The 17,563-nt window shown below is 36.4% G+C and carries 16 protein-coding genes, 1 tRNA gene, 1 other RNA gene and 1 other annotated feature; of the genes, 6 read left to right on the top strand and 12 right to left on the bottom strand.

Annotation, left to right across the window (positions count from 1 at the left end; all coding sequences use genetic code 11):
• Positions 1 to 285: 285 nt before the first annotated feature.
• From AZF04_RS15265 to AZF04_RS15225, 9 genes are all read right to left on the bottom strand, one after another.
• Positions 286 to 549 carry a pro-sigmaK processing inhibitor BofA family protein gene (locus tag AZF04_RS15265; protein ID WP_045489660.1) on the bottom strand — a complete coding sequence of 88 codons (264 nt, stop codon included), beginning with the start codon at positions 547 to 549 and terminating at the stop codon, positions 286 to 288.
• A gap of 228 nt (positions 550 to 777) precedes the next feature.
• The gene (locus tag AZF04_RS15260) at positions 778 to 999 is read right to left on the bottom strand and encodes a YaaL family protein (RefSeq protein ID WP_045489658.1); all 222 of its coding nucleotides are present in this window, start codon (positions 997 to 999) and stop codon (positions 778 to 780) included.
• Positions 1,000 to 1,013: 14 nt separating this feature from the next.
• A complete protein-coding gene (gene recR / locus AZF04_RS15255; protein ID WP_045489656.1) occupies positions 1,014 to 1,610 on the bottom strand; it encodes a recombination mediator RecR in 597 nt (198 codons plus the stop codon).
• Between the two features lie 11 nt (positions 1,611 to 1,621).
• Entirely contained in the window at positions 1,622 to 1,933 is a 312-nt protein-coding gene (locus AZF04_RS15250) for a YbaB/EbfC family nucleoid-associated protein (protein WP_061949484.1), read from the bottom strand.
• Between the two features lie 27 nt (positions 1,934 to 1,960).
• Positions 1,961 to 3,643: a DNA polymerase III subunit gamma/tau gene (gene dnaX, locus AZF04_RS15245; RefSeq protein ID WP_061949483.1), complete on the bottom strand. Its 1,683-nt coding sequence runs from the start codon at positions 3,641 to 3,643 to the stop codon at positions 1,961 to 1,963.
• Positions 3,644 to 3,833: 190 nt separating this feature from the next.
• Positions 3,834 to 4,099, bottom strand: an RNA gene (gene ffs, locus AZF04_RS15240) — signal recognition particle sRNA large type.
• An 86-nt stretch (positions 4,100 to 4,185) separates the two neighbouring features.
• Entirely contained in the window at positions 4,186 to 4,689 is a 504-nt protein-coding gene (gene tadA / locus AZF04_RS15235) for a tRNA adenosine(34) deaminase TadA (RefSeq protein WP_218016570.1), read from the bottom strand.
• Between the two features lie 139 nt (positions 4,690 to 4,828).
• Positions 4,829 to 4,921, bottom strand: a tRNA-Ser gene (locus AZF04_RS15230).
• Between the two features lie 157 nt (positions 4,922 to 5,078).
• Entirely contained in the window at positions 5,079 to 6,731 is a 1,653-nt protein-coding gene (locus AZF04_RS15225) for a glutathione ABC transporter substrate-binding protein (RefSeq protein ID WP_061949482.1), read from the bottom strand.
• A 347-nt stretch (positions 6,732 to 7,078) separates the two neighbouring features.
• Here AZF04_RS15225 and AZF04_RS15220 point away from each other — a divergent pair, with 347 nt between their 5' ends.
• The 5 genes from AZF04_RS15220 to AZF04_RS15200 all read left to right on the top strand — a co-directional run bounded on the left by AZF04_RS15220 (position 7,079) and on the right by AZF04_RS15200 (position 11,649).
• Complete coding sequence (locus AZF04_RS15220) at positions 7,079 to 7,978, top strand: ABC transporter permease (protein ID WP_061949481.1); 900 nt, start codon at positions 7,079 to 7,081, stop codon at positions 7,976 to 7,978.
• 15 nt (positions 7,979 to 7,993) lie between these two features.
• The gene (nikB, locus tag AZF04_RS15215) at positions 7,994 to 8,914 is read left to right on the top strand and encodes a nickel ABC transporter permease (RefSeq protein WP_045489643.1); all 921 of its coding nucleotides are present in this window, start codon (positions 7,994 to 7,996) and stop codon (positions 8,912 to 8,914) included.
• A gap of 23 nt (positions 8,915 to 8,937) precedes the next feature.
• On the top strand, positions 8,938 to 9,969 hold the full coding sequence (locus AZF04_RS15210) for an ABC transporter ATP-binding protein (RefSeq protein WP_061949480.1): 1,032 nt from the start codon (positions 8,938 to 8,940) through the stop codon (positions 9,967 to 9,969).
• Positions 9,944 to 10,957, top strand: a complete 1,014-nt coding sequence (locus tag AZF04_RS15205; RefSeq protein WP_061949479.1) for an ABC transporter ATP-binding protein — start codon at positions 9,944 to 9,946, stop codon at positions 10,955 to 10,957. The genes AZF04_RS15210 and AZF04_RS15205 overlap by 26 nt, the downstream gene beginning before the upstream one ends.
• A gap of 221 nt (positions 10,958 to 11,178) precedes the next feature.
• Positions 11,179 to 11,649 carry a small multi-drug export protein gene (locus AZF04_RS15200; RefSeq protein WP_061949478.1) on the top strand — a complete coding sequence of 157 codons (471 nt, stop codon included), beginning with the start codon at positions 11,179 to 11,181 and terminating at the stop codon, positions 11,647 to 11,649.
• Positions 11,650 to 11,694: 45 nt separating this feature from the next.
• Here AZF04_RS15200 and serS read toward each other — a convergent pair whose 3' ends face one another.
• The 3 genes from serS to guaB form a co-directional block, all read right to left on the bottom strand.
• On the bottom strand, positions 11,695 to 12,969 hold the full coding sequence (gene serS, locus AZF04_RS15195) for a serine--tRNA ligase (RefSeq protein ID WP_061949477.1): 1,275 nt from the start codon (positions 12,967 to 12,969) through the stop codon (positions 11,695 to 11,697).
• Between the two features lie 82 nt (positions 12,970 to 13,051).
• Positions 13,052 to 13,257, bottom strand: a binding site (T-box leader).
• Between the two features lie 134 nt (positions 13,258 to 13,391).
• Positions 13,392 to 14,693, bottom strand: a complete 1,302-nt coding sequence (locus tag AZF04_RS15190; protein WP_061949485.1) for a D-alanyl-D-alanine carboxypeptidase family protein — start codon at positions 14,691 to 14,693, stop codon at positions 13,392 to 13,394.
• Between the two features lie 165 nt (positions 14,694 to 14,858).
• The gene (guaB, locus tag AZF04_RS15185) at positions 14,859 to 16,316 is read right to left on the bottom strand and encodes an IMP dehydrogenase (protein ID WP_045489632.1); all 1,458 of its coding nucleotides are present in this window, start codon (positions 16,314 to 16,316) and stop codon (positions 14,859 to 14,861) included.
• 129 nt (positions 16,317 to 16,445) lie between these two features.
• Between guaB and AZF04_RS15180 the strand changes: the two genes are divergently transcribed.
• The gene (locus tag AZF04_RS15180; protein ID WP_061949476.1) at positions 16,446 to 17,399 is read left to right on the top strand and encodes a YaaC family protein; all 954 of its coding nucleotides are present in this window, start codon (positions 16,446 to 16,448) and stop codon (positions 17,397 to 17,399) included.
• The last annotated feature ends 164 nt before the right edge of the window (positions 17,400 to 17,563 follow it).

Genomic DNA, 17,563 nt, shown 5'->3' with positions numbered 1-17,563 from the left:
ATTTCTCAATGACTAACCATTGACGAGATACCTTGTATCTCTTTAATTCGCTTGGCTTTTGTTCAGTTTTCAAAGAACTTATATCGCTTTTTTTGCGACTTGATTAGTATAACATTTACAACAATCGAAGTCAACATTTTTAAAATTTATTTTTCTTTGTTTCATCGCTTGTTTTAGCGACAAGAAATAATATAACACACATACAATATACCTGACAATAGCTTTTTAAAAAATATATTAAAAAACTTATTTCAGTAAGTACAGAAAAGGATTTTTATCTCTAAATTAGAGTATAAATTGTTTTACTGCTATTAATAATATCACACCTGGCAACCCTAGAACCCCTGAAATTGTAGCTGTTATACCATTGATTGGAATATGAAAATTAAATGAGGTCCCTATTAAATTTACTAAAAATAATAAAAGCGCTCCAATCAAAAATTTCACTGATAATTGTCCTATTATACGTAAAGGCTTCAGCGGAGCACCTATTAACAATAAAAGAAAAACAACTCCTAACAATAATCCGATAACCCACCCTGGACTCATTTTAATCCCCCCTAATTTATAGCTCGTCTACTTAACTATATGTACAGAGCTAAAAAGTAGAACTAGGAGAAAAAGTGAAAATAGTTCATTTGACACTCAATAATGATATGCAGCTAAAATAAAAATTACTCAGAGTTCAAATAAACCCTGAGTAATTTTGCAAACAAATAGTATCACAGTTGTTATTTAGATTAATGAATTTGAACGAACAGAAAAACATTCCTCAAACTAAAGCCTATCCTTTCTTACTCGGCGAATTCGCGCTTCTCGAATCAAAAAAGAATATAATGACTCCACTAACTTCATTTGATTCCTAGAGTCATCCGTAGGATCAAAACTATGATCTAAATAATGACGATGGTTATCATATTTTTGCTTCATTTGCTCAATCGCAATTAGCAACCTTTCATCTTCTTCTTTACGGATTTTCCCCTTTTTTCTAAACAACAATTTAATCAACCACCTTACAATTCTCTTCGCCCTTCCATAGCTTTTGATAGAGTCACTTCATCTGCATATTCTAAATCTCCACCTACTGGTAAACCATGAGCAATTCTCGTTACTTTAATTCCAGTCGGTTTCACAAGCCTAGAAATATACATTGCCGTTGCTTCCCCTTCAATGGTTGGGTTCGTTGCGATTATAATTTCTTGTACCGTCTCATCTTGTAGTCTCTTTAGGAGCTCCGGAACTTTAATATCTTCTGGTCCAATTCCATCCATAGGTGAAATAGCTCCATGTAAAACGTGGTATAAACCATGGTACTCTTTCATCTTTTCCATAGCGATTACATCCTTAGATTCCTGAAGTACACAAATAATCGAACGATCTCTTGCTTTATCCTCACATATATGACAAGGATCAATATCTGTAATATGATGACACTGGCTACAATAAGTTAAATTCCTTTTACCATTAACTAGCGCCTTCGCAAAATCTAATACATCGTCTTCCTTCATATCTAATACAAAAAAAGCCAGGCGGCTAGCGGTTTTTGGCCCAATCCCTGGCAATCTCATAAATCCCTCAATCAACTTGGCTATCGGTTCAGGATATTGCAACGCTTACCCTCCTAGAACATTCCAGGAATATTCATTCCCTTTGTAAACTTACCCATATCTTGTTCAACAAGCTCATCCACTTGCTTTAATGCCTCGTTTGTGGCAGCTAGAATTAAGTCTTGTAGCATTTCAACATCATCTGGATCAACAACATCCTCAGAAATTTTCACATCAATGATACGTTTATCTCCACTTGCTATCACGGTTACCATTCCACCACCAGCTGTAGCTTCGATTGTTTTTTCCTTTAACTCTTCTTGTGCCTTTAACATTTGTTTTTGCATTTTTTGCATTTGCTTCATCATATTTCCCATATTTTTCATTTTACCATTCGCTCCTTTTATTTAACATTAATCTACTACTTCAACAAGTTCTTCCCCAAATAGCTTTACTGCTTCATCCACTATTGGCTCACCACTTTCCTCTGTAGAAGAAGAATGCTCTTTTACGTAATTTTGTTTTAAGTTCTCCCAATGACTATTCAATAGTGTAATAAAGCTAAAAGGCTTATTGAATTGTTCAGTAAGAACCGTCTCCAGAAATTCACGGAACTTTGTATCCATCATATCACGGTGCATCTCATTTTGGAATGCTAGAAGAACCGACTCTTGCGATGCAGCTACAGGCTTGCCATCATTAAGCCATGCACTTGCTGGTATATTTTGGGATTTAATTCGCTCCATGATACTGCCCCACCGACTAGTAAGTTGTTGTAAATCCGTTTTATTAGCTGATTTTAACATTTCTGTTGCTTTAGCCATGGATGCTCTAGCCTGCGGAATAGGTCGATTTGTTTTTTTAGGTGGTGTACTTTTTTCCTTCCTATCTTGCGAGACAGGGCCTTCTGATTGCCAATTTTTTAAAAGCTTTTCTAGTTCCTCTACTTTTCTTTGCAATTGAGGAGTTTCTAAATGATTCTGTTTTTCTACAGCAGCAGGTGCTTCTTGCTTTTGTTGATTCATTAATTTAACTAATGACATTTCCAAAAATATCTTGGGATGCATGGACCATTTCATCTCTTGTTGACTCGTATTTAATACGTCAATTGCATCGTATAAATAAGCTGTATCTAGGTGTTCACTTAATTCTTTAAAAGCATCATTTAATTTTGCTCTTTCAAATAGATGCTCAGAATTTGGTGCGTGCTTATATAGTAAGAGATCGCGGAAATAGAAAATAAGGTCCTCTAGCAATCGATGAGGGTCTTTACCATCTTGAATTAGCTGATTAAGTAAATCCAATCCCTTAGCAGTATCTCCACTTTTTATCGCTTCCATTAATTCAGCTAGCATTCGCTCAGACACCATACCCGTGATTAACAGCACATCAGACATCTCTAGTTTTTCTTCGGCAAATGAAATAGCTTGGTCAAGTAAACTTAAAGCATCTCTCATTCCACCTTCTGCTGCTCTGGCAATTAACATTAATGCTTCTTCATCAGCAGTCACTTCATTCGCTTGAACAATCTCATTCATTCGTCCAACCATTGCAGAGATGGTGATTCTTTTAAAATCAAAGCGTTGACAGCGAGATATGATGGTTAATGGTATTTTGTGAGGTTCAGTTGTCGCTAAAATGAAAATAACATGCTCAGGAGGTTCTTCTAACGTTTTAAGTAAAGCATTAAAAGCTCCTGTTGAAAGCATATGAACTTCATCTATAATATACACTTTATAACGGACTTCATTAGGAGCAAACTTTACTTTATCACGAATATCTCTAATTTCATCTACACCATTATTGGAGGCTGCATCAATTTCGATAACATCTACTATGGCTCCAGAAGTAATTCCAATACACGAACTACATTCATTACAAGGTTCCGAAGTAGGTGCTTCCTGACAGTTTATCGCTTTTGCTATTATTTTAGCTGCACTTGTTTTCCCAGTTCCTCTTGGACCTGAGAAAAGATAGGCATGAGAAAACTTATTATGAATGAGCGCATTTTGGAGTGTTTTAGTGATATGCTCTTGACCTACAACATCTTTTAAAAGCTGTGGTCTCCACACTCGATATAAAGCTTGATAACTCATTCTCACACCCTCCTTTTAAACGTGAATTCTCTCATTTTATTATAGCTTCCATGACTGAACATTTCAAAGGAAAGTCCATTTCTTTAAGTATTACATTTTTAGATGTTCTTTATGAAAAGTACTATTTCATAAAGAACAAATAAAAAAGGACACAATCTAAAGACTGTGTCCTTTTTATAAAAAATTAATACCGTGCACCTTTCCTCGATTATACCACCCTAAGCGTTACCTAAGCAGTTAGCTCAGTCCAGGCAACTCTGCGGCACACGAAAGGGTCCACTTACTGCTGCTTCCTTCCGGACCTGACAGGGTTCATGGGTTTCCGTTGCGCAGAACCCAAACGTCAACACCACTTACTTAGGTCAGACCAAACGATGATATAACCTCAAAAAGGAATTCAACCTCGCTATAGCGGATTGCGAGTACAGGGCACCGCTACCTCCCCATCTAGCACGGCAAATTTGATAACATGGTTATTGCACTATTAAAGAGTGCATATCTTAGTATAGTGGTTTTGAAGAAAAAATGCAAGAATGATTCATTTACTGATTTTTTCCTTCTATTATAGAAAGATTCTTCTTTTTTTGCCTAAGCTTTTTAAAAAACATCGTTAATTTATGCGAACTTTCTTCCTTCATGCAGCCTGAAATGACCTCAGCTTCATGATTAAACCTAGATTCATTTAATAGATTCATTAATGTTCCTGCACACCCTGCCTTCGGATCCGTCGCACCAAAAACAACTCTGTCAATTCGTGATTGCACAATAGCGCCCGCACACATCGGACACGGTTCTAACGTGACATACAATGTACAGCCTGTTAACCTCCACGATTTTAACGTGTCACATGCCTTTTCAATCGCTAGAATTTCTGCATGTGCTGTTGCCGATTGATCCACTTCTCTTCTATTATAAGCAGCAGCAATCAATTGATTGTCTTTTACAATAACTGCACCTATAGGAACCTCTCCTATTTCTTCAGCCTTGTCGGCCTCACTAAGTGCAATACTCATCCATTCAATATCGTTTTCTTCATTATAATCCACTTCTCAATATTCACCTTCCACTATATAAAGGATTCATCCAAAAAAAACACTTTATACATATTATGTACGATGAAGAATAGCATATCTAGTTAAAAAATAAAAAAACACCACCATCACGGTCGTGTTAAATAAAAAGTTATGGCGGAGGAAGAGGGATTCGAACCCCCGCGCGGTTTAACCCGCCTGTCGGTTTTCAAGACCGATCCCTTCAGCCGGACTTGGGTATTCCTCCGTATTTCACTGACAAAAAATATCATATCACCACTACAAATAAATTGCAAGTAGCTTTTTTCATTTAATGGTATTTTAAAAAAATTTATTTGAAAATCCCTTTGATGTTCTGTACAAGTAAAAAAGCTCGTTAACATAAGTTAACGAGCTTAGCTTTATTACTCAGCAAGAGTTACATCTTGAAGTAATAGGATTTGAGTTGGAGTTTGTTGTAACCCTTGAACTTTATCACTATAACCTAATAGATACTCTTGGTGGTGAATATAAAGCATTGGAGCTTCTTCTTCTAAAATTTCTTGAGCACGGCTGTAAAGATCTAAACGCTCAGCTTCATCTGTGCTACGACGAGCTTGGTCTAATACTTCGTCTAATTCATCATTAGCGATGAATGAACGGTTACCAGGCTCACCATGTTGACTTGAATGGAATAATGCATACATACCGTAATCAGCATCACCAGTTACAGTCGTCCAACCAAGGATGAACATATCATGTTGGCCAGCAGCTGTGTTTTCTAGGTAAGCACCCCACTCAACTACTTCAACTTCTACGTTAACACCAATTTGTTTTAATTGCTCTTGAACATTTGTAGCAGCATCCATACGCTCACGGTTATCATTTGTCCAGATCGTTGTATCAAAACCATCTTCATAACCAGCTTCTGCTAATAATTCTTTAGCAGCTTCGATATCATATGGAAGACCAGAAGCATTTTCATCATAACCAAATACGTCTGGAGCAAGAGGTCCAATCGCAGGAATACCTGCATCATCATAAATACCTGAGATGATTTGTTCTTTATCAATAGCCATAGAAATCGCTTGACGAACACGCTTGTCATCAAATGGCTCTTTATTTAAGTTAAATCCAAAATAAGATAGAGATACACTATTTTGACGGTTTACATTTAAACCTTCTGTTCCTTCAACACGAGCAACGTCAGATGGGCTTAATGGATCAGTGATATGAGCACCACCAGTTTCAAGCTCAGCAATACGAGTTAAATCCTCAGGAACAACTTTGAAAATAACGCTATCTAACTTAGCTTTATTATCATCCCAGTAATCATCGTTACGAACTAAACGAATTTCTTGACCTGGATTCCAGTAATCAAATTTAAAGTAACCAGTACCGCTTGGATCAGCGTTAATAACACTACCTGGCTCTTCGCCATCTTCCATTGCAGCATAATCTTCATCAATTAATTGTTTAGAAATCATTCCACCACCATTATGCGCTAAGTGAGCAGCTAATGGAGAGAAAGGATATTCGGTTACGAATTCTACAGTCGTTTCATCGATTACGTTTACTTCCGTGATCATTTCATATAGGAATGAACGAGGAGAAGCAACGTTTTCATCTAAAATACGCTCGATGTTCGCTTTAACAGCTTCTGCGTTAAAGTCAGTACCATCATGGAATTTTACACCCTCACGAAGAGTAAATTCCCATCTTGTAGGATCCTCTTCATCTTGGAACCATTCACTAGCTAGTCCTGGTTGAACTACCATGTTTTCATCTTGCTTAACTAATGACTCATAAATGTTATATGCAACATTACTTGATGGAGTATCATTTGAACCATGTGGATTAAGTGCTACCGCATCAGATAATTGAACAATAACTAACTCGCCACCTTCAGCTCCTTCAGCAGCACCTTCTGTACCTTCTTCTGTACCTTCTTCAGTTTCATCGCCAGTACCGTTGTCTGTAGGCTCTGAATCGTTATCATTTCCACCGCAAGCAACTAGGAATGCTGTTAACAACATAACTAGAACTAGTAAAGAAAATGAATTTTTCGACATTTTCATACGGAACTTACCCCCTATTTTTACTTTAAGGTTTCTAAAAACCAATATTAATATAACTTATCCAAAAGAAAAAGACAAGAAGGTTAGTAAAAATTCTTACAAAAAATTTTAGATTTTTTTTATTTTTCTCATTTATTTTAGTGATGAAACGCTTTAAACTAACAGACAAAAAAATGATTCATCTATCAGAATTATCAATTTATTTATATTATTTTGTTATTTTCATAAAGTATATTTCAGATATTTCCTCTTTATAAACTTAGAATGTTCATGATATAATCATTCGGTATATATTCAATAAAATTGTTTAAAAATTTAATCATTAATAGAAAGGATGAGCACCACTTATGAGCAATGAAGTTGTTAATAACAACGTAACTTCAAATCCACCTCCTCATAATCCTAGATTGGAGAGCTGGAAAACCTTCTTTAAGAAGTTAAGAAAAAATAAAGGTGCGATGATTGGTGGTATCTTAATTCTAGTATTCATTATTATCGCACTCATAGGACCACACTTTGCTCCTTATACACAATCTGAAACCAACTATTCTGTAAAATTAACGGGACCTACTGGTGATCACTGGTTTGGAACCGACCATCATGGTCGTGATATATTCAGCCGAATTATTTATGGTATGGGCATTACAATGTGGATTGGTTTTTCATCAGTATTTATTAGTGCCATTATTGGTACGGTTTTAGGAGTTGTCTCAGGATATTATGGCAAACGAACTGATGCCTTTATAATGAGAGTGATGGATATATTACTAGCCTTCCCTGGTATTTTACTAGCATTAGCCATTGTAAGTGTACTAGGACCGAGTATTCGAAATCTGATTATAGCGGTTGCGATTTTCTCTGTACCAGTTTTTGCGAGAATTGTAAGAGGCTCCACTTTAGCTGTTAAGAAGCTAGAGTATATTGATGCGGTTAAAGCACTTGGCGCAACAGATTTTAGGATTATTTTTAAACATATTTTACCAAACGTTACTTCTCCATTAATTGTTCAAACTACATTAAGTATCGCTTCTGCTATTTTAACAGCGAGTGGTTTATCTTTTATTGGATTAGGAGCACAGCCGCCTTCTCCAGAATGGGGAGCTATGCTGAGTGATGGAAGAAACTATTTATACGATGCACCACATGTTGCCTTTTTCCCAGGCGTGATGATCGTTATTGTTGTACTAGCATTTAATATTTTTGGTGATGGATTAAGAGATGCACTCGATCCAAAAATGAAAGCATAGAAAGGAGGCCAAACATTGATTAAATTTATCGTACGTCGACTTTTACAAACGATTCCTGTATTAATTGGGGTTTCTATAATAGTATTCAGTATGATGCACTTAATTCCTGGAGACCCAGCACAAATTCTTGCAGGAGAATCTGCATCTGAAAGACAAGTTGAACAAATGAGAGAGCGTTTAGGTTTAAACGACCCGCTTCCGGTTCAATATTATAATTTTATTAGTAATGCCGTTCAAGGTGACCTTGGTAGCTCAATTCGAAGTGGCCGTGATGTAACTTCTGAAATATCAGGTCGATTTATGACAACGATCGAACTCGCTATCTATAGTACGATCTTAAGTATTTTTATCGGACTTATTGCTGGAGTTATTTCAGCTACAAGACAAAATACATTTATAGATTCTGGGATTATGGTCATTGCCTTATTCGGGCTATCTATGCCTAACTTCTGGTTAGGACTTATGTTAATTAAATATTTTGCGATAGATTGGGGCATATTTTCGCCTTCAGGGTGGGGCACCTTCAAACAAATGGTTTTACCGGTCCTTACATTAGGTACTTCAGGTGCAGCCGTTATTGCAAGGATGACTCGTTCTAGTATGCTAGAAGTTATTGGACAAGACTATATTCGAACAGCACGAGCTAAAGGTGTTAAGGAGCAAACGGTTATTTATCGTCACGCTTTAAAGAATGCTCTTATCCCTGTAGTTACGGTAGTAGGTTTACAGTTTGGATTTTTATTAGGTGGTACGGTTATTACGGAGCAAGTATTTGCTATCAATGGAATGGGACGTTTAATGATTGACGCCATTCGAGCACGTGACTTCCCAATTGTACAAGGTACAGTTCTAATCGCCTCCTTGTTATTTGTTATTGTTAACCTTTTAGTTGACATTGCTTATCGAGTATTAAATAAACGAATTGACTTAGATTAATTATTGGAAAAGGAGTGAATGCAATGACTAAATCGGAAAATATCATTGACGTTCGTAACCTCCAAACCTCATTTTTTACCAGTGCATTAGAAGTTAAAGCGGTAGACGGTGTTTCCTTTAGTGTTCCTAAAGGTAAAACTCTTGGAATTGTAGGAGAATCAGGTTCTGGAAAAAGTATTACTTCTCTTTCGATCCTTCGTCTCATTCAGAACCCTGGTAAAATCGTTGGTGGAGAGGTTCTATTTAATGGTGAGAACTTATTATCAAAATCTGAATCACAAATGCGTAAAATTCGTGGAAATGATATTTCAATGATTTTCCAAGAGCCGATGACTTCTTTAAATCCTGTTTATACAGTTGGTCAACAAATTAGTGAATCATTCCAAATTCATGAAAAATTAGGAAAAAAAGAAGCTCTAAAACGCTCTGTTGATATGCTCAAATTAGTTGGGATTCCTTCACCAGAAAAACGTGTACATCAGTACCCATTTGAATTATCTGGGGGAATGCGTCAACGTGTTATGATTGCAATTGCTTTAGCCTGTAATCCACAATTATTAATCGCAGATGAGCCTACAACTGCTTTAGACGTAACGATTCAAGCGCAAATTCTTGAATTAATGAAAGACCTACAAGAACGTCTTGGCATGTCTATTATTTTAATTACACACGATCTTGGTGTTGTAGCCGAATCCTGTGACTATGTAGCGGTTATGTATTGTGGAAAGGTAGTGGAATATGCTTCAGTAAAAGATTTATTCCGCAATCCAAAGCACCCATATACAGTTGGTCTTTTAAACTCTTTACCACGTCATGATGAAGATGTTGAAGGTGAACTTGAAATCATACCAGGCTCAGTGCCTAACCCAAGTGAATTACCAAAAGGCTGTCGTTTTGCACCAAGATGTCCTTTTGCAACTGACCTTTGTCGCGAAAAGTTACCAGATTTAGAAGAAGATGAAAATGGAAATCAAATTCGTTGTTGGATTTACTCAGATGAGTGGGACGGCGATCCGGAGGTGAGCGTCAATGAAAAAAGAACTTCTCAAAGTTGAGAATTTAAAACAATACTTCCCTATTAAAGGTGGATTTTTAGGTAGAACCGTTAACCATGTAAAAGCTGTTGATGACATTTCTTTTACTGTATATGAGGGTGAAACCGTAAGTATCGTTGGTGAATCAGGCTGTGGGAAATCAACAACCGGACGTGCGATCCTAAGATTAGACGAGCCAACAGATGGTAAGATTGAATTTAATGGTGAGGACTTACTTTCTTTAAGCAAAAGAAAAATGCGTGAAAAAAGAAAAGACTTACAAATTATTTTCCAAGATCCGTATGCTTCTATCAATCCGCGTCAAACAGTACGTCAAGTGTTAAGTGAAGCAATGGCTATTCAAAAAGTATTACCTAAAGATAAACGCGGAGATAGAATTCGTGATCTCATGGAAACAGTTGGACTTGGACCACATCAAATCGATCGTTTTCCACATGAGTTTAGTGGTGGTCAGCGTCAAAGAATTGGGATCGCTCGTGCATTAACCGTTGATCCTAAGTTAATTATTTGTGATGAAGCAGTATCTGCACTCGATGTTTCGATTCAAGCACAGGTCATTAATTTATTAAAAAGATTACAAAAAGAGTTTCAATTAACTTATTTATTTATCTCTCATGATTTAGGTGTTGTTCGTCATATTTCAGACCGTGTTATTGTTATGTATTTAGGGAGAATTGTGGAGATTGCTGATAAAAAATCTTTATTCACAAACCCACAGCACCCTTATACTAAAGCATTGTTATCGGCTATTCCTTCACCGGATCCAGAAATAAAAAAACAAAGAATTATTTTAAAAGGAGATGTACCTTCTCCAATCGATCCACCAACTGGTTGTCGTTTCCACACTCGTTGCCCTTTTGCAACGGATAAATGTAAAACGGAAACGCCTGAATTAAGAACAACTGATATCATGAAAGAAGGACACCAAGCTGCTTGTCACTACATGGAAGAGATTACAGCAGGTAAACGTGAGCCTAATTATGTATAAGTTTAAAAGACTTGGATGAATTCCAAGTCTTTTTTTATTTCTTAGGAAATAATTCAATGTTTTCCAAGCTTATATTAGCTTCACTAAGCCTATTTTATTTTCCACTCAACCTAATTATCGTTTCATCTACGTCTATTATGTCGCCGTTGAACGAATATTTACAGCTTAATGTATAAATAGACCTTACAATAGTGGTAACAGATTGAAAGGGGAAATAACATATGGAAAACTTTTTACAAGATATTATACTTTACATTAATGAATTGGATACGGTGCTACAGTATATTGGTATTTTCGTCATATCCATGGTACCTTTTTTGGAGTCTTATGTGGCTATACCTGTTGGGATTGCTTTAGACTTCCCTCCAGTACCTATCATTCTAATTGGAATCATCGGAAATGTATTATCGGTAATTATATTAATTTGGATTATTGATAAATTTAGAAAACCCAATAAAGAGAAAAAAGAAAGTAATCGTTGGAGAAGAGCTCAATCCTTTTTCCAAAAGTATGGTGTACCCGGAGTAAGCTTAGCTGGTCCTCTCATTGGTTACCATATTGCTGCTTTAATCGCACTTGGTGCAGGAACTAGTAAACAATACATTACCTTATGGCAGATTATTGCTATATCAGTATGGTCGATAATATTTGGTGTAGCTTTTATTTTCGGAATTCAACTATTAATAAGATAACAAATGGAAAAAAAGAGCATTCAAAATGAATGCTCTTTTTTTCTTTTAATTAATGATATTAATATTGCCCATATAAGGTCTTAAAACCTCTGGTACTACTACTGACCCATCCTCTTGTTGATAATTCTCTAGAATGGCAGCTACCGTCCTTCCAAGGGCTAATCCTGAGCCATTTAATGTATGAACATACTCTGGCTTTGCTTTAGTATCTCGACGGAATTTAATATTTGCGCGTCTTGCTTGAAAATCTTCAAAGTTACTGCATGAAGAAATTTCCTTGTATTCTCCGTAGCTCGGTAACCAAACTTCTATATCATATTTCTTTGCAGCGGTAAATCCTAAGTCAGCACTACACATATTCAACACTCGATAAGGTAATTCTAAAAGCTGCAGTACCTTCTCTGCATGAGATGTGATTAATTCAAGCTGTTCATAAGATTCTTCAGGCTTCACAAATCGAACCATTTCAACTTTATTAAACTGATGTTGGCGTATCAAGCCTCTTGTATCTCTTCCTGCAGAGCCTGCTTCAGAACGAAAACAAGCGCTGTATGCCGCATAACCAAATGGGAGATCGTTCACAGGTAAAATTTCATCTCTATGCATATTAGTAACAGGTACCTCAGATGTTGGAATTAGAAAATAATCTTCCTCCCTAATTTTAAAAGCATCTTCTTCAAATTTTGGCAATTGCCCTGTTCCTGTCATACTAGTACGATTCACTAAATAAGGTGGTAATAATTCTTCATACCCGTGCTCATCCTGATGCAAATCCATCATAAAATTAATTAAAGCCCGTTCAAGTCTTGCTCCTAACCCTTTATAAAAAACAAATCGACTTCCTGTCACCTTAGCAGCACGCTCAAAATCAGCTAATTTTAAATCAACCGCTATATCCCAATGTGCTTTTGCTTCAAACGGAAACTGAGGAACCTCTTTCCACCTTCTAACCTCCACATTATCATCCTCAGATTCTCCAATTGGAACACTCTCATGAGGAACGTTAGGGATCGTTAGTAGTAAATCCTGCAAATTCTGTTCTACAGCTTTTAATTGCTCATCTAGCTTTTTAATTTTATCAGATACTTCGCGCATCTCTAAAATAAGGTGTTCAGCATTTTCTTTAGCTCTTTTTAACTGAGCTACTTGCTCAGATACTTCATTTCGTCTGCTTTTAAGTTTCTCTACCTCAACGATGATAGTTCTACGAGTTTCATCTAAATCTCCAAATTGATCAATTCCTGAAAGGTCTTCCCCTCTTGTTTTTAACTTCTCTTTAATGGTCTGAAAATCATTTCTCAACCGTTTTACATCTAACATATTCCTGTTTCCTCCTTATATTTATAATCAATGCTGCTTACCAAAAGCTTAAAAACAACAAAAAGCCCCTTCTCTAAATAGAAGAAGGGACGAGATTAACCCGCGTTGCCACCCTAATTATATCAATTTACTTTTTGATATCAGCTCAAAAGAAATAACGGTCTTTTACCGTACTGGCTTAACCAGTCTCTCAAGGGTAGATTCAGTAAATAACTGCACTGATTTTCACCAACCATCAGCTCTCTCTAGCTAGCCATTTTACGTACTAGTCCCTATCAATGATTTTTTGTTGAAAGTTTTAAATCTTTGTTTGATTATACAGTCATTCAGACTATACTGCAAGCATTGCTTATGGTTGAATTACTGCGTTTTTCTCTTATTATATTCTATACTTATTAACCATTAATCATACATGTATTAATTTATGAAAACCAGCCTTGGACTGTATCAACGGCTGAGCCCCAAATCCCTGAGAAAAATCCGCCAATGCTCCTCATTGTCATGGTAAACCATCCAGCCTTTTCAATTCCAGTATCTACTGCTACGGGGACAGATGTTTGTTGATTAGGATATAAATACTCTTCCTCACCCTCACCTGTATACGAAACCATTAATTGTCCAACTTGCACACCTGCATCGAATGGTGCCACAAGTTCGTTATTTTCATTCAAAAGGTCTCCATCCAACTGAAGAGCGGCTTCGTACATATCTTCATCGCCACTTTGTATAATCGTAGTTAATGATTCTGTGCTTGAGATCGTGACTTCTTTCTCTTTTCCAGAAACAACAGGTACGATTTCTTCACCATCTGGAACATAGCCTTCTGGTGCAATTTCAACATGTTCAAATTGATTAAATCCATAATCCATGATTTTAGCCGTTTCATTAAAACGATCATCACGTGTTTCTGTTCTCATTACAACAGAAATGAGTCTCATATCGCCACGTTTCGCAGTCCCAGTAAATGAATTACCCGCTGCTGAAGTATAACCTGTTTTTAAACCGTCAATACCTTCATAATCATGTTCAGGAACAATACCTGGTAGCATCCAATTCCAGTTTTGCATAGTGATCGATTCATCTGGACCCGCATCAAATTCTTTTGTTGGGATACTTGCCGTATCTAAAACCTCTGGATAATCTCTAATTAATGCGTAAGCTAATTGAGCTGTTGCCCGAGCTGACATCATGTTTTCAGCATCTGCTCCTGTTCCGTCAGGATGGTTTCCGTTAAGGTCGCTATTATTAAGTCCTGATGAATTGACAAATTCAAAATCTTCAAGTCCTAATTCTTCACCTTTAGCATTCATCATATCAACGAACGCTCTTTCAGAACCTGCAATAAGCTCTGCTAATGCCATTGTTGATGCATTTGCAGAATAAATTGCAACGGATTCATATAGCTGCTGTACCGTATACTCATAATCTTGTCTCAATGGAACATTAGATAATGCCGTATGTAAAGATAGTTGACGAATATGGTCAGATATCGGAACCACCTGGTCCTCCGATATATCTCCATTATCTAGAGCTTCTAAAATTAAATACTCACTCATCATCTTGGTCATACTTGCTATTGGTAATACTTTATCTATATCTTTCTGGTATAAAATTTTACCAGTATTGGCATCCACTAATATAGCTGTTTCTGCTTCTAAATCTAACGCAGCTTCTGCACGTTCAGCTTGTCCAAACCAAGTAAATACTAAGATGATAGCTAACATTGCAGTAAACCATTTTTTTGTTGCACGATTGTTCACAACTACACCTCCACAAACATTTCACATAGGTTTTATCTTACCATAAGAATCAATAAAAAAATAGATAGAGTTCGCCCTATCTATTTTCCAATTTGTTAACTTTTTTTCAGGAGCTATGACGGTTGATTTTTATAAAGAATAATTAGGTGCTTCTTTCGTAATTTGAACATCATGTGGGTGGCTTTCTCGTAAACCAGCTCCAGTAATACGAATGAATTGACCATGTTCTCGTAAATCCTCTATTGTTGCCGTTCCACAATAACCCATTCCAGCTCTTAGACCACCAATTAATTGATGAATGGTATCATTCAATGGTCCCTTATAAGGAATACGACCTTCAATTCCTTCTGGGACTAGTTTTTGTGCATCTTCTTGGAAATATCGATCTTTACTTCCTTTTTCCATGGCGCCTAACGAACCCATTCCTCTATACACTTTAAATTGTCGTCCTTGATAGATTTCTCTATCTCCTGGACTCTCACTTACACCTGCTAATAAGCTTCCTAGCATAACTGCATGGCCGCCTGCAGCAAGTGCTTTTACAATATCTCCAGAATATTTTATTCCACCGTCAGCAATAATAGGTACTCCGTGCTTACGTGCCTCTGATGCGCAATCATAAATGGCTGTAATTTGAGGGACACCAATTCCTGCCACGATTCTAGTCGTACAAATTGAGCCAGGTCCAATACCTACTTTTACAACATTTGCTCCAGCTTCAATTAAGTCTCGTGTTCCTTCTGCTGTAGCGACATTTCCTGCGATAATAGTAAGCTCTGGATATTGTTCTCTTACTGCACGCACTTTATCCAATACACCCTTAGAGTGGCCATGAGCAGTATCGATTACAATCGCATCTACTCCTGCTTCTACTAAAGCTGCAATCCTAACATCTGCATCTGCACTTACTCCAATGGCAGCACCTACTACTAAGCGCCCTTGTTTATCTTTAGCTGATCGAGGAAATTCAATGACTTTTTCTATATCTTTAATTGTAATGAGTCCTTTTAGATAACCGGAATCATCTACAAGTGGGAGCTTCTCAATTTTATGCTTTTGTAATATTTTTTCTGCATCTTGAAGGGTTGTCCCTACTGGAGCTGTAACTAGATTATCTTTAGTCATAACTTCATCAATACGTATAGAATAATCTTCAATAAATCTTAAATCACGATTGGTTAAAATTCCTACTAATTTTTGTTCTTCATTTACAATTGGAACACCTGAAATACGATATTTACTCATTAGATGTTCAGCATCAAAGACTTGTCTATCTGGTGTAAGATAGAAGGGATCGGTAATAACTCCACTTTCTGATCGTTTGACTCGGTCTACATTCTCCGCTTGCTCTTCAATAGACATGTTTTTGTGAATGATTCCTAATCCACCTTCACGAGCCATAGCTATTGCCATCTTTGCTTCGGTTACAGTATCCATTCCAGCACTAATAACTGGGATATTTAATTGAAGATTATTAGATAGCTTTGTTCCGACTGAAACGTCTCTAGGTAAAATTTCCGATTTAGCTGGAGTTAATAAAACATCATCAAAAGTTAATCCTTCTTTTGCAAATTTGTTCTCCCACATGATTATTTCCCCTTCCCCAATCAGGTTTTTCGTAAAATATTATTAGTAGCTTAACAACTGGGCAAACTACTGTCAAGAACAGAAAATAAATAATATTTTTCTGAATAAACAAATAATGAGGTTTCCATAATGAATAAAGAGTTTACTGAACGATTCCTACCTTACTTTTCAACTACCTATACTCGAACTATTTTAAGTTCTCATTATCAAAGTTTGGGGATTACCGACCCAACAAGACAAAGCTATGCAACCTGTTATTCGTTTATCTCTCACTTAAAGCATGGTTGTTTATATTACCAACAGGCTTCAACAGCTCCATTAGAAATTAAGCCTTTACTATTTTTTTATGGCTTTATCCAATTTATGAAAGCATCCATCTTAACAAAGGATTATCAATACCCTTCATCTAGCCAAGTTCTTGCACATGGAGTAACGACTAGAAAAAGAAAGAAAGATGCCTATCTTTTTTTAGAGGATGAAGTCAAAACACAACGTAATGGGTTGTATAGTCATTTTCTTTCTCAAATGTTTCACATGAAACATGTCGAAGGAGAACGATATAAGATGAAAAATCTTTTTATCCAAATCGCTGACCTTCATCCTCTCATCACAACATTAACTAATTCATCTATTTCATATCAGATAAAAAAGCGAGCGAAGGGTTTATTAATACCTTCTGACATATTAGACCAATATCACATGACTCAGAACCGTCTATATCAATATTTTAATAAATTTATATCTGAGCAGAGCCAAAAACAAACCTCTCTTCAAGCTTCTGAAAAAGATTTAATATTGAACGGATTGGATATGAACCGTAAATATATCCCTCCTTTTTTAATGAATAAAGAAAAGGAATTTTTTCTACTAAAAGATAAAGAGACACATCTCCTCTTACCAGAATTAGCTGTTCTATATTTAATACTATACAATTTAAGTATGATTTGCCGCTACGAGGTAGAGTGGTGGAATGATTTAATAAGCACCTATGAAGGAATGGACTATCCATATATTTTAACCTTTCTAGATATGCTTCCTTATAAAAGCATTCATTTGTTTCATCAGCTCATCCAATTCAAATAAGGCTGATTTATAATGAAGCCCAAGAAATAAGCTCTTATTTTATACAAGCGATCTATTCTTTCGTTTTTGCTGAACCTTCGGTCCAACTATACAAAAAAGCACAACCTCTAAAGGTTGTGCTTTATCGCCTGGCAACGTCCTACTCTTGCAGGGGGAAGCCCCCA

This window comes from Alkalihalobacillus trypoxylicola (genome assembly GCF_001590785.1).
Lineage (GTDB): Bacteria > Bacillota > Bacilli > Bacillales > Bacillaceae_D > Alkalihalobacillus > Alkalihalobacillus trypoxylicola.
This window is presented reverse-complemented; position numbering and strand designations above follow the sequence as displayed.